Annotated in this window: 14 protein-coding genes; 12 read left to right on the top strand and 2 right to left on the bottom strand. The window is 37.2% G+C overall.

The annotated features are described in order from the left end of the window. Positions 1 to 94: 94 nt before the first annotated feature. Positions 95 to 976, bottom strand: a complete 882-nt coding sequence (locus tag KH893_RS04555) for a YitT family protein (protein ID WP_281164966.1) — start codon at positions 974 to 976, stop codon at positions 95 to 97. A gap of 154 nt (positions 977 to 1,130) precedes the next feature. On the opposite strand from KH893_RS04555, the gene dapB reads away from it, so the two are divergent. The 5 genes from dapB to KH893_RS04530 are packed head-to-tail and all read left to right on the top strand — an operon-like array spanning position 1,131 to position 6,552. Beyond that, on the top strand, positions 1,131 to 1,919 hold the full coding sequence (gene dapB, locus KH893_RS04550; RefSeq protein WP_281164965.1) for a 4-hydroxy-tetrahydrodipicolinate reductase: 789 nt from the start codon (positions 1,131 to 1,133) through the stop codon (positions 1,917 to 1,919). Further along, positions 1,916 to 3,118, top strand: a complete 1,203-nt coding sequence (locus KH893_RS04545) for a CCA tRNA nucleotidyltransferase (RefSeq protein WP_281164964.1) — start codon at positions 1,916 to 1,918, stop codon at positions 3,116 to 3,118. The genes dapB and KH893_RS04545 overlap by 4 nt, the downstream gene beginning before the upstream one ends. 31 nt (positions 3,119 to 3,149) lie before the next feature. Beyond that, positions 3,150 to 5,039 carry an ABC-F family ATP-binding cassette domain-containing protein gene (locus tag KH893_RS04540; protein WP_281164963.1) on the top strand — a complete coding sequence of 630 codons (1,890 nt, stop codon included), beginning with the start codon at positions 3,150 to 3,152 and terminating at the stop codon, positions 5,037 to 5,039. A 24-nt stretch (positions 5,040 to 5,063) separates the two neighbouring features. After that, entirely contained in the window at positions 5,064 to 6,020 is a 957-nt protein-coding gene (locus tag KH893_RS04535) for a thymidylate synthase (protein WP_281164962.1), read from the top strand. A 19-nt stretch (positions 6,021 to 6,039) separates the two neighbouring features. Then, entirely contained in the window at positions 6,040 to 6,552 is a 513-nt protein-coding gene (locus KH893_RS04530; protein WP_281164961.1) for a dihydrofolate reductase, read from the top strand. 58 nt (positions 6,553 to 6,610) lie between these two features. Here the strand turns inward: KH893_RS04530 and KH893_RS04525 are convergent, their stop codons facing one another. Then, complete coding sequence (locus KH893_RS04525; RefSeq protein ID WP_281164960.1) at positions 6,611 to 7,210, bottom strand: hypothetical protein; 600 nt, start codon at positions 7,208 to 7,210, stop codon at positions 6,611 to 6,613. 118 nt (positions 7,211 to 7,328) lie between these two features. Between KH893_RS04525 and KH893_RS04520 the strand changes: the two genes are divergently transcribed. The 7 genes from KH893_RS04520 (at position 7,329) to KH893_RS04490 (ending at position 12,965) form a co-directional block, all read left to right on the top strand. Then, positions 7,329 to 8,285 carry an SGNH/GDSL hydrolase family protein gene (locus KH893_RS04520; protein WP_281164959.1) on the top strand — a complete coding sequence of 319 codons (957 nt, stop codon included), beginning with the start codon at positions 7,329 to 7,331 and terminating at the stop codon, positions 8,283 to 8,285. Positions 8,286 to 8,287: 2 nt separating this feature from the next. After that, entirely contained in the window at positions 8,288 to 8,920 is a 633-nt protein-coding gene (locus KH893_RS04515; protein WP_281164958.1) for a YpmS family protein, read from the top strand. A 9-nt stretch (positions 8,921 to 8,929) separates the two neighbouring features. Further along, complete coding sequence (locus tag KH893_RS04510; protein WP_010579956.1) at positions 8,930 to 9,154, top strand: YozE family protein; 225 nt, start codon at positions 8,930 to 8,932, stop codon at positions 9,152 to 9,154. Positions 9,155 to 9,174: 20 nt separating this feature from the next. Next, complete coding sequence (locus tag KH893_RS04505) at positions 9,175 to 10,602, top strand: S41 family peptidase (protein WP_281164956.1); 1,428 nt, start codon at positions 9,175 to 9,177, stop codon at positions 10,600 to 10,602. A 152-nt stretch (positions 10,603 to 10,754) separates the two neighbouring features. After that, entirely contained in the window at positions 10,755 to 11,309 is a 555-nt protein-coding gene (gene lepB, locus KH893_RS04500) for a signal peptidase I (RefSeq protein WP_281164955.1), read from the top strand. Positions 11,310 to 11,329: 20 nt separating this feature from the next. Further along, a complete protein-coding gene (ylqF, locus tag KH893_RS04495) occupies positions 11,330 to 12,193 on the top strand; it encodes a ribosome biogenesis GTPase YlqF (RefSeq protein WP_281164954.1) in 864 nt (287 codons plus the stop codon). Further along, positions 12,186 to 12,965, top strand: a complete 780-nt coding sequence (locus tag KH893_RS04490; RefSeq protein WP_281164953.1) for a ribonuclease HII — start codon at positions 12,186 to 12,188, stop codon at positions 12,963 to 12,965. The genes ylqF and KH893_RS04490 overlap by 8 nt, the downstream gene beginning before the upstream one ends. Positions 12,966 to 12,991: the final 26 nt, after the last annotated feature.

The following is a 12,991-nucleotide window of genomic DNA, read 5'->3' as shown; positions in this document are numbered from 1 at the left end:
TTTATGATAGATCATCTTTTCCAAAAAATAAAACTTCAGCACTTTCAGGCACTGAAGCCCACCGATAAAATCCGATTAAACCAGCAATTTCGTCCTACAAATGCATCAGCTTTTTCTTAGCTACATCGTAGGAGAAACCCTCGCCGATCACTTCATTAACTGATAAAATTGAAACAAAAGCATGTGAATCATGTCGAGCAACAATATGTTTCAGATCCATCAATTCATTGGGACTGATGACACAGTAGATTGCCTGGATCGGTTCTTGTGAGTAAGCTCCGGTTGCCTGTAAATAGCTGACACCGCGTTTTAAGTCGTTGATAATGTCCTTGGCAATTTCTTGATGGTGATTACTGATAATGATTACTCCCCGTGCTGCATAAGCACCTTCAAGGGTAAAGTTGACGACTTTTGAATAGACATATGAAGCCAAAAGAGTATACATCATCTTTCGCAAACTAACATAGCTTAATGATAAAGTTAAAACAACACAATCAAAAGTTAGCAGGGTTTTGCCCATTGCAACGCCACGATGCTTTTCAAAGATTCGAGCAACAATATCTGTTCCACCGGTTGTCCCGCCAAACCGATAAACGATTCCTGAACCACTGCCGCCAATCAGTCCAGCTAAAATTCCAGCTAAAAATAAATCATGATCTATGTTGACTGAAAAATCAACGTGTTGCCAAAGCCAAATAAAAAAAGATAAGCTAAAAATTCCAAAGATCGTATATGTTAAAGCCGTTTTTCCTAGGTAACGATAGCCAATAATGACTAATGGAATGTTGAGTAAAATAGTTGAAATAGCTGGATCAATACTGAACCAGTAACGCAAAATAAGGGTTATGCCAGTTACGCCGCCCTCTGCTAAATTATTAGCAATGTTGACCATTACTAAGCCGAAAGCATATAAACTGCTACCAACTGCGATCATGATGAAATTTTTAAAATGGATTCTTTCATTTGATTGAACCACATGATTGCCCCCTTAATATTGAATTCTATCAGATAATAACACATTCAGATTCGGTATGCTATCCATTTTAAATTGGTAACTATAATAAAATCAGCAAATCTGTTAGAATAGAAAAAGAAAACTTTAAAAGAAGATTGAAAAAGAGGTTGGTCTTATGGTAAAAATTCTAGTTGCAGGTTTTAAAGGTCGCATGGGACATACAACAGTTGAAATGGTGCTTGATCACCCAGATTTTGAATTAGTTGGAGTTTACGATCCCCGTTCTACTGAGAAAAATTTGAATGAAATTAGTGAATTTTCAAAACTTAACGTACCAGCTTATCACCAGTTATCAAACATTGATACACAAAAAGTGGAGGTTTGGATTGATTTTACTTCGCCAAAAGCAGTTTTTGAAAATGTCAAATTTGCTTTAGAACATCATATTTCACCAGTTGTCGGAACGACTGGGTTAAAGGATGAACAAGTTGCACAATTACAACAGATAGCTAAAAAAAATCAAGTCGGTGGCTTGATTGCCCCGAATTTTGGTATTTCAGCGGTTTTATTAATGCAGTTTGCAAAGCAAGCAGCTAAATATTTGCCAGATGTTGAAATCATTGAAATGCATCACGATAATAAGCTTGACGCCCCGAGTGGGACAGCGTTAAATACTGCTAAAATGATTGCCGAAGTTCGCTCTGAACACTATCAAGGAAATCCTAATGAAACTGAATTATTGCCGGGAGCGCGGGGAGCTAATTATCAAGGCATGCGGATCCACAGTGTTCGTTTGCCAGGATATGTAGCTCATGAGCAGGTCTTATTTGGTGGACCAGGTGAAGCTTTGACTATTCGACAGGATTCTTTTGATCGCAGTTCATTCATGTCGGGAGTTGCAGTGGCGGTCAGCAAAATTAGCAAACAGCATGAGCTGCTGGTAGGACTTGAGAATCTTCTATGATAGTTGAAAAGTTACCGATCATTTTTCAGCAAGCTTTACCAATTTTAACCAAAATTCAAGCAGCAGGTTTTGAAGCCTATTTTGTTGGTGGCAGTGTTCGTGATTTGTTGTTAGGCAAACAGCCGCATGATGTTGATATTGCAACCAGTGCCTATCCAGCTGAGATTAAGTCGATATTTTCTCGAACGGTTGATACTGGAATTAAGCATGGGACGGTCACTGTACTGGCTAAATCGGCTGCTTATGAAATTACCACTTTTAGGACAGAATCAGGTTATCAAGATTTTCGACGCCCAGACCAAGTAACCTTTGTTAGATCATTGCAAGATGATTTAAAGCGGCGTGATTTAACGATCAATGCTTTGGCGATGGACTCGGCTGGTCAAGTCATTGATTTATTTAATGGCTTAACTGATTTGCGTGCAGGAATCATTCGTGCAGTTGGGGTTCCTGCTGAACGGTTTCATGAAGATGCTTTAAGAATGATGCGAACCGTCAGATTTGCTAGTCAACTGGCTTTTGAAATTGAACCACAAACATTGGCAGCGATTGATCAAAATGCTGAATTGTTGCTTAAAATTGCCGTTGAACGAATCCATGAAGAATGGCAAAAGCTTTTGCTAGGTCAAGATGTTCAGCTTGGTTTAGCTCCCTTTATCCAAACAGGACTATTTCGATATTGTCCACAAATGAGAGATTATCAAGTACCTTTACAGAGAATGTTGACCTTGCCGAAGTTGAATTTCAAAACAGCCGCAGCTGCTTGGGGATTATTTGCTTATTTGGCGAATTTTTCACCGTCCAAACTGGGAAACTTTTTGAAATCTTGGAAAAGCTCCAATCAGTTGATTGAAGAAACCAAAAAAATTTTACAAGTTCTATTGTTGCTGACACAACGTGACTTAAAACCTAGTGAGCTTTATCAGTTTGGTTGGCCGATCATTCAACAAGCTGGCGAAGCTGCAAATTTGCTTGGAATCAATTTAGATTTAATTCAGTTGCAACAAATTTATCAGCAGTTGCCAATTAAAAGTACCAAAGAGTTGGTAATTAATGGTGGAATTTTACTAAAAAACTCTAATTTAAAACCGGGCCCCAAATTAGGTAAAATTTTAAAACAGCTTGAAATTGAAGTTGTTGAGAAAAAGGTGCCTAATCAATTAGACAGTTTATTGGCTCGAGCTAAGCAACTAATTTGAAGTAATTCTTAAGGAATGAAAGAGTGGTAATTTGCAGACATTACGAATTGAAAGTTTAAGTAAAACATATGGTGAAAAAACCTTGTTTGAAAATCTTAACTTAATAATCAACGAGCATGATCGTTTAGGATTGATTGGTGTAAATGGAACAGGTAAGACTAGTCTGCTTAACGTCTTGGCGGGAGTTGATCAGGCTGATCAGGGAGATTTGATCAAGCCTAACGACTATCGGATTGCATATTTAAAGCAAAAACCCGAACTGAAAGTGGCGGATTCAATTATGACCGCAATTTTTAAAGGAGCTGCACCAATCTTTAAGGCCACCCAAAATTATGAACAAGCCTTGCGAGCTTATAGTCAGTATCCAAATGATCAGCAAAAAGAACAGAATTACTTAACAGCAGAAGCACGGATGAATCAACTAGCTGCTTGGGACGCTGAAAGTCAAGTCAAGACAATTTTGACTCAGTTAAAAATCACTGATCTTGATCAAAAAATTGGTCAATTATCGGGTGGACAGGTTAAACGAGTCGGCTTAGCTCAAGTGTTGATTCAAGATCCTGATTTGCTGATTTTAGATGAGCCGACTAATCATTTGGACTTTTCCTCAATTGACTGGTTGGAAGAATATTTAGCCGGTTTCAAAGGTGCGTTATTGGTAGTGACGCATGATCGTTACTTTCTCAATCATGTTGCTCAAAAAATCTTAGAGCTAGATTATGGTGAACTCTACATTTATGAAGGTAACTATCAAGCATATGTTAGTCAAAAAGCTGAAAGAGTAGCTGGAAAAGCAGAACTTGAACATAAACAAAAGCAATTGTATAAAAAAGAACTAGCTTGGATGAGAACTGGTGCTAAAGCTCGCAGTACCAAACAACAGGCACGGATCAGTCGCTTTAATCAGTTGCAGGCTGGAGTTTCGCAACACTCTGAGGAAACTGAAGCTAATTTGAATCTTGGGCAACAAAGATTAGGGAAAAAGGTTATTGAACTAAAACATGCTTGTTTAAAGATTGATAAACATTCAATTATTAATGACTTTAGCTTGTTGATTCAAGCTGACCAAAGAATTGGAATTACTGGTGCAAATGGAGCTGGAAAGACCAGTTTTCTGAATGTTTTGGCTGAACAATTGCCACTTGATGCTGGTGAGTTGATTGTTGGGCCAACAGTTAATGTTGGTTATTATCATCAACAGTTTGCTCAATTGCCTCCTGATACACGAGTAATTGATTATTTGAAAGCGACTGCTCAGCAAGTAACCGATAAAAATGGCAATCATTTAAGCGTTGTTCAGCTACTTGAACGTTTTTTGTTTCCACGTTATATGCATGGCGTACTGATCCGCAAACTTTCTGGTGGTGAGCAGCGCCGATTATATCTTTTAAAAATCTTGATGCAACAGCCTAATGTATTGTTGTTGGACGAGCCGACAAATGATTTGGATATTCAGACTTTAACGATTCTCGAAGACTATCTTGAGGATTTTCAAGGTACGGTGATCACAGTTTCACATGATCGTTACTTTCTTGATAAAACTGCTGAACAGTTGTTGATCTTTACCGGTAATGGTCAGGTGGAACGCTTTACAGGCATGTTAAGTGCCTATTTAAAGCAAAGAAAATCAAGGATCAATAAAACAGAAAAAGCTCAGCCAAAGCAAAAGATTAAAGCACAGGAACAAGTTGTCTCAAAAAAGAAAATCAAGTTGACTTATGCTGAAAAAATCGAATATGGTCAGCTAGAAGAGCAAATTGATCAACTGGAGTCACAAAAGGCTAAACTCAAGCAGGAAATGACGCAAGTTCCTGGGAATGACTTTAGTCAATTAGCTGATCTGCAGCAACAAATTGACCAATTAGACTTAGAAATTGACCAAAAAATGAAACGCTGGGACGAATTAAGTCAATTTGCTTAAGTTTTTCAAAGGAGGACAAATATAATGACGGTCGTTGAAGGCCCTTATTTGCAATTATTAAGAGATATTTTAGAGTACGGACACCAAAAAGACGACCGAACAGGAACCGGTACGCGGAGTCTGTTTGGTTATCAAATGCGATTCGATCTGCAGCAAGGATTTCCACTGTTGACGACTAAGAAAGTAGCTTTTGGACTGATTAAAAGTGAACTTTTATGGTTTTTGCGTGGAGATACCAATATTCGTTTTTTATTGCAGCATCATAATCATATCTGGGACGAATGGGCATTTAAAAATTGGATCAGCAGTCCGTCATATCATGGACCTGATATGACGGATTTTGGACGGCGCCAGTTGGAAGATGAAAATTTTAAACGAGAGTACTTAAAACAAAAAGAACTTTTTTGTCAGCGGATTTTAACTGATGATCAATTTTCAGAAAAGTTTGGGAATTTAGGTGATGTTTATGGTGCTCAATGGCGTCATTGGAAAACGCGTGATGGACAAGTGATTGATCAAATTCAAAATGTGATCGATGGCATCAACAAGACACCATCATCCAGGCGCTTGATCGTTACTGCGTGGAATCCTGAAGATGTTCCGCAAAGCGCCTTGCCTCCTTGTCATACATTATTTCAGTTTTATGTTAATGAAGGTAAATTAAGTTGTCAGCTGTACCAACGAAGTGCAGATACATTTTTAGGTGTGCCATTTAATATTGCCAGTTATGCTTTATTAACTCATTTAATTGCACGACAAACTGGTTTGCAAGTTGGAGAATTTGTTCATACTCTGGGTGATGCTCATTTATATTTGAATCATCTGCAACAGGCACAAATTCAGTTGCAGCGGCAACCAAAAGATGCACCAAAACTATGGTTAAATCCTGATAAACAACAAATTGATGAATTTAACGTTAGTGATATTAAAGTTGAAAATTATCAACCAGCTCCAGCAATCAAAGCACCGGTAGCTGTCTAACAAGAAGGGGACTAGAGCAATGTTAGCATTTATCTGGGCCGAAGACGTTCAGCATCACATCGGTTATCGGGGAAAATTACCTTGGCATTTGCCAGCTGATTTGGCTCATTTTAAGCGAGTAACTCTCCACCATCCAATCATTATGGGTCGCCGAACATTTGAGAGTTTTCCAGGCCTGTTACCGCAACGACACCATTACCTTTTAACGCATGATCAAAAATATGATCAGCAATATGCAGGAAATTCACAAATAACGATTGTGCATACTAAACAAGAACTGAAAAAAATTTTGCAGGACAATTCCCAATTGTTTTTTATAATTGGTGGTGCAAGTTTATTTACCGCTTTTGCCGATCAAGTTAATTGGTTATATGTGACCAAAATTGCGGCTGATTTTCCAGGTGATGTCAAAATGCCACCAATTCCTGGTAATTTTGAATTGGTTTGGGCTAAAAAAGGAAAAATGAATAGTCGAAATTGTTATCCATATCAGTTTAAACTATATCGTCGTCGAACTGAGCAGCGGGAGTAAATATTTGAAGTTAAAGCAACGCCAGGGAAGAATATCAGTATTCTTTGGCGTTTTTGATTTAGCTCATAAAAATTAACAAAAAGCAAGCAACTGTTAAACTGCTGATCAAATCGCCAGTTATAAGCCATTGCTGCCACTTAAAAAATATTCCAATTTGCAGTAATAGTCCATCAATTAGGATCAACCAAGTAGGAAATGTTGTAAATAGGCAAGCTAATAAAAATAACCAACTAGCACTTAAGGACCAAAATAATGAGCCTCGCAAATTGAAGACAGCTATTAAGACAATTGCAGCTATTATCCAAGCAAGTTCGATCCCAAACAAAGTCCAGCCACTCCCGGGAACCTTTGGAATCAATAAAAATGTCGGGTAAAATAGCAAACTACCAGTTAATAGATAAAAACTAATTGTAGCTAAGCGTTGAAAAACAATTGTTGCTCTAGTTTTAGCTAGACTGTAATTGAGAATTTGAAAAATGCCATTCAAACTAATAAAGCCTAAGATTAAACTGCTAGCGCAAAGCAGCCAAATTGATAAACGGCTTTTCAGCAGTAAAATTATTCCAATGCTGATCAAGACGGCTAAGTAGATTCCTTGACTAAATGCCAGCCAAACCCACTGATGATTAATACCTTTTTTAAAAAAATAAACTTTCACTAAGATTGCCTCAATTTCTATTTTAAAAATAAAGTTTTTGCTATACTAACCGACGTTCATTTTTTATGATAATATTATTCTAACATGGTAAATAAAATTCTAGAGAAAGGAAAGCAATTTGAAAAATATAAAATCAATTCTAAAATCCTGCTTAGCTTTGGTTCTAGCCACGTTGCTGGTCTTTGGAATTTGGCAATTGTTTTTTTACTTGAGTCAATCAAAATCGATCACGCCTAAAACTAGTAATAGTCAAGTTGCCAACAAAAGTTCAACTGTGAAAAAAGTTTCAGTTCGGCATCTTAAGCTGGTTGGATTAGGTGATTCGCTGACTCAAGGAGTTGGCGATACGACTGATCAAGGCGGTTATGTCCATTTAATTCAAGAAAAACTGAACACTTTGCCGCATGTTAAAGTTCAGACCTCCAACTATGGCAAGGCGGGTGATCGGAGTGATCAAATATTAGATCGCTTACAATCTACGCCGGCGATTCAACAACAGATCAAGCACGCTAATGTGATTGTCATGACGGTTGGTGGTAATGATTTGATGCAGGTTTTAGAAAAAAGCTTTTCAAACATTTCCGATCAGGAACTTGCTTCAGCAGTTACCAGTTCCCGGCAAACTTACCAGAAAAAGCTGAAATCATTATTGCAAACTGTTCGGCAGTACAATTCAAAGGCGCCGATTTTTGTTTATTCAGTTTACAATCCGTTTTACGTTTACTTTCCAACGATGTATCAATTTACAAAATATACCAACGTTTGGAATAATGCTACTAAGCAGGTGGTTGGTCAAACCAAAGATGCATATCTGATCAATATTGACCAGAAAATGTCTACTGGTCAATATTATCATAAAACTAAACAGCTTAAGAAAAATTCAGTGACTGATATCACTGTTTTAAATAATAAGGATTTAACTCATGTACTCGATAATCAAAAGGAAAAAAATAGTTATTTATCACCAAAGGATCACTTTCATCCTAATTTAAAGGGTTATCGTTATATGACAGATAAACTTTATACTGCTATGATGAAACATAAAACAACTTGGCTTGGAAGAAGAGGAGATTGATTTTGGATAATAATTTAAAAAAAAGGAGTCGGAGTTTTGCTAAAAACTCGAAGAAACATAATTATTGGAAATGGGCTTTTATCATTTTACTCGCCTTAATTCTAGGAAGTAGTTTGTTTTTAGTCCAACAATTGACTGGAAAAAATGTTGAGCAGCAACAAGTTTCTCAATCAACCAAGAACTTGGGCAAACATACCTCGGTTGATGTTCAATTAAATAAAAAGCAGTTGAACGCAGTCATGAATTACTACTTGACTCGTCAGCAAAGAAATAAAAAACTAAAATATAAGTTTTATGTTGATCAAGCAGCAATTTTAGTAGGAACAACGAAGATTTTAGGAAAGAATGTTTCTTTTTCTTTGTATACAGAGCCGACCGTTACATCGGATGGCAACATCCTTTTATATGCTAAATCAGTCGCAATTGGAACCTTAAATGCACCACCTGGATTTATTTTGAATTACATTAAAAATAATTATCGCTTGGGCAAATGGGTTACGATTGACAGCAAAGCCAAAACAATTAGACTAAACTTAAGCCAAATCAAGGGCTTTCATGGAGTGACGGTGCGCGCCAAAAAAATTGATTTGAGCAATAATAACTTCCTTTTCAAGGTCAACATTCCATTAAAATAAGGTGGTAAAATGTTTCGTAAAAGCTTTTATCAGTATTTAATGACTGAAAGAAATGACAATAGTTCAGAACCAATTGCAAAATTTGCTAATGATGCTTTTTTTGACCAAAGTTTTCCCAAACAATCACAAAACTATCAGGAAATTTCCAATTATTTGGAGTTAAATGGCAGTTATTTGCCCTCAATGACAATTTTTGATCAAGCTTGGGAAAGCTACCTTGAAAAAATGCAATAAAAACATAAGGAGAACTGAGAATGTTCAAGAAAAATCAAAAAAAAGTTAAAAAGTTTGGCTGGCCAACAGTCATTATTTCAAGTTTAATCTGTTTACTACTAGGATCTGGCGGTGTCTATTACTATATGGACCAACGTTTGCAAGCAGCTGAAGCAACCAGTAATTCACTTGGTAAAATTGGAACGGTTTATTCCGCTTTATATCAGAATTATTATCGGAAGGTCAGTCGAGAAAAGTTGGTTAATGGTGCCCTCAATGGAATGGTAGATGCATTGGGTGATCCATTTTCTGAATACATGTCAAAGTCAGAGACTAAGTCACTTAATAATACGATTTCCAGCAGTTTCACTGGCATCGGTGCTGAAGTTCAAAAGAGTGGTTCTCAGATCAAAATTATTTCACCAATCGATGGGACTCCAGCTAAAAAAGCCGGTCTAAAGGCAAATGATATTATCGAAAAAATCAATGATAAAAAGATTAGTGGCTATTCGCTTAGCAAAGCAGTTAATTTAATTCGCGGCAAAAAAGGGACAAAAGTTACCTTAACGATCAAACGAGGAAATGAAACTTTCACTAAGACTTTAGTTCGTGATACGATTCCAGTCAAAACAGTCAGTGGTCATCTAGTTAAAGACCAGCCAACAATTGGTTATGTTAAAGTTTCAACTTTTTCTGAAAATACTGCTAAGGAATTTAAAGCTGAATTGAAAAAATTGCAGAAAAAAGGTGCTAAATCATTTATTATTGATATGCGTGATAATCCTGGTGGATTGATGGATCAGGCTTTGAAGATGTCATCGATTTTTGTTAAGAATGGCAAAACGTTGTTGCAAGTCAAACAAAGAACTGGAGCCGCCCAAGTTTATAAGGCTGGTTCAAAGTTTGACAATGGTTATAAAATTACTGGAAAAACAGTTGTCTTGATCAATAGTGGCAGTGCTAGTGCAGCTGAGATCTTTTCAGCCGCTTTGAATCAATCTGCTGGGGCAAAATTGATTGGAACTAAGTCTTATGGTAAAGGAACAGTTCAAAATACCTTGCCGTTCAGTGATAAGACTGAATTAAAGATGACGATTGCCAAATGGTTGACTCCAGATGGCGATTGGATCAATCATAAAGGTTTGCAACCAACCATTAAAGTTGATTATCCAAAATATGCTTATCAGACAGCGATTGATACTAAAAAAACTTACCAAAACGGACAAGTTTCAAAACAAATTAAAAAGCTGCAGACTCTCTTGCAAGCTCTGGGGTATCAGCCAGGTGATGTAAATGGTTATTACAGCGATCAAACGACCACAGCTGTTAAAAAGTTCCAGCAAGATAATAATCTGACAGTTTCTGGAAATGCAGATGCCAAAACAGTCAATGCTTTGGAAGCTAAGATTGCTACTAAATTAAGTAAAAATGATCCAGCTTATCAGCGAGCAATTGAAGCTGTCAAATAATAATCAATAAAGGAGTTGTGGAAATTAAAATTTTCACAACTTTTTTAAATCAAGCTTTTAAAGGTCGCTAGATCAAAAAATGATTGTTATAATATTTGAGAGGGTAACAATCGTAAAAAGAACAAGCAGAACTTTGTTTAGGAGTTGGCATTTTGGAAAAGCAAAAAAAGCAAAAGAATTTTCCGTGGCGATATTGGCTGACACTGATTTTTTGGGCTGGCCTAATTGCTCTGTTCGTTCGATCTTTTTTACTAATTCCTGTGCAAATTGAGGGCAATTCTATGGAACCGACCCTGCATTCCAAGCAAGAAGTTTTAGTGACCTTACCACATAAGCTACGCCGCTTTGATATCGTTATCTTTAAAACTCCAAATAATGTGACCTATGTTAAACGAATTATTGGCCTCCCGGGAGATCGCTTAGATTATCATAATGACCATTTGTATATTAATGGTCGAAAAATTAATGAACTCTTTATTGCTAGTGAAACCGCTGATCCTAATGAGAACTACACTTCGGATTTTTCTTTGAAGGGTTTAATTGGCGTTAAAAAGGTCCCAGCCAATGAGTACTTTGTTTTAGGTGACAATCGTCGAATCAGCAAAGATTCTCGTACGATTGGTCCAATTCAAAAGAGTTGGGTCACAGGAAAGGTTGTCTTAGTTTATTGGCCCTTAAATCAATTTAAGTGGCTATATCAATTTTAGTTAAACGGAAGGAATTAAACATGAAAAATATTCAGTGGTATCCAGGTCACATGGCAAAGGCCATCAGACAGATTAAAGAAAATCTGCGCTTGGTTGATATTGCGCTAGAGTTGACCGATGCGCGCTTGCCGGAATCTGCTCGCAATCCGCAAATTGGAGAATTACTGGCTAATAAACCAAGCTTATTAATTTTAACCAAAAGTGATTTAGCGGATCCACAAGAAACACGAGCTTGGCTAAATTACTATCAGCAACAGCAACAACCAGCACTTGCAATCGACAGTTTGAATTTAAAGCCTAAACTGCTTGAAAAGAAAATTGAGCAGCTCTTAGCCGATAAGATCAAATCAGCACAGAAAAAAGGCTTGCAAAGAAAACGGATGCGTGCATTATGTTTGGGAATTCCAAATGTTGGCAAATCAACGTTGCTGAATCATCTGGTAGGGAAAAAAGCGGCACAAACTGGTGATCGCCCAGGTGTAACTAAAGCTCAGCAGTGGTTAAAAGCCGGGAAAAATCTCGATTTATTAGATACGCCAGGTATTTTATGGCCAAAATTTGAGAATCAAATAATTGGTCAAAAACTGGCATTAACTGGTGCTATCAAAGATGCCTTAGTAGCTGTTGATGATATTGCATTATTTGCTTTGAATTTTTTCTTAACTGATCAACCAAATAATTTATTGAACCGTTATCACCTGGTGCCAGCTGATTTAACTTTGCCTTTGCCTGATCTGCTGCTAAAAATCACTAAAAATTTAGGCATGAAAGATGATTATGAACGGGCTAGTCAACGGATAATTTTTGATTGCCGTCGAGGCAAGTTAGGTCGATATTCGCTAGACAAAGTAGCTGAAATTGAAAGTGGCATTAATAATGGCTAATAAGTTAACAATTAAACAGATCAAGGCCAAATTAAAACAGCATTATTCAACCGAATTAGTAGCAAGTTTAGCAGCAGATCCGCGAATTGGTGTTCAAAGACTGGTTCTGCAGGCTCGTAGATTGCAAGAAAAACAGCAGGCAGTTCAGCAAAAATTTGCTCAGCGTTTTGTTTATGAGCAAAAATTTTGGCAAGCTGGCAAACAGTTGGTAGCTGGGATTGATGAAGTCGGTCGTGGGCCATTAGCTGGACCAGTCGTCGCTGCGGCTGTAATTTTGCCGCATGATTTTTCAATCCTAGAAGTCAATGACTCCAAGCAACTTAGTCCACACTTACGAGAAAAACTGTCACACAAGATTTTAGCGGAAGCTTTAGCAGTTGGAATAGGGATTGCTGATAATCGGCAAATTGATCAGTTAAATATCTATCAGGCAACTCGCATTGCAATGAAAAAGGCTGTCGCAAATTTAAAGATTCAGCCACAACAATTAATTATTGATGCGATGCAAATTGAGACAGCTATTCCGCAACTCAAATTAATCAAAGCCGATGCTAAGAGTAACAGTGTGGCAGCTGCTAGTATTGTTGCTAAGGTTTGGCGAGATCGTTTGATGGTATCTTATGATGAAATTTATCCTGGCTATGGCTTTGCCAAAAATGCTGGTTATGGTACGGCTCAGCATTTGGCAGCCTTAAAAAATCAGGGAATTACACCAATTCATCGCTTAAGCTTTGCACCAGTTGCTAAAGTTGCCAAAAATTTTAGCGATTAAAGTTCAATCAAACCTTTGTTGCGTAT

Source organism: Liquorilactobacillus sicerae (assembly GCF_029916425.1).
GTDB lineage: Bacteria > Bacillota > Bacilli > Lactobacillales > Lactobacillaceae > Liquorilactobacillus > Liquorilactobacillus sicerae.
This window is presented reverse-complemented; position numbering and strand designations above follow the sequence as displayed.

Excerpts from the sequence above, each read along its gene's own strand:
- KH893_RS04490 (WP_281164953.1), top strand. The coding sequence starts at position 12,186 with ATGGCTAATAAGTTAACAATTAAACAGATCAAGGCCAAATTAAAACAG.
- KH893_RS04530 (WP_281164961.1), top strand. The coding sequence starts at position 6,040 with ATGTTAGCATTTATCTGGGCCGAAGACGTTCAGCATCACATCGGTTAT.
- KH893_RS04505 (WP_281164956.1), top strand. The coding sequence starts at position 9,175 with ATGTTCAAGAAAAATCAAAAAAAAGTTAAAAAGTTTGGCTGGCCAACA.
- dapB (WP_281164965.1), top strand. The coding sequence starts at position 1,131 with ATGGTAAAAATTCTAGTTGCAGGTTTTAAAGGTCGCATGGGACATACA.
- ylqF (WP_281164954.1), top strand. The coding sequence starts at position 11,330 with ATGAAAAATATTCAGTGGTATCCAGGTCACATGGCAAAGGCCATCAGA.
- KH893_RS04545 (WP_281164964.1), top strand. The coding sequence starts at position 1,916 with ATGATAGTTGAAAAGTTACCGATCATTTTTCAGCAAGCTTTACCAATT.
- KH893_RS04535 (WP_281164962.1), top strand. The coding sequence starts at position 5,064 with ATGACGGTCGTTGAAGGCCCTTATTTGCAATTATTAAGAGATATTTTA.
- KH893_RS04510 (WP_010579956.1), top strand. The coding sequence starts at position 8,930 with ATGTTTCGTAAAAGCTTTTATCAGTATTTAATGACTGAAAGAAATGAC.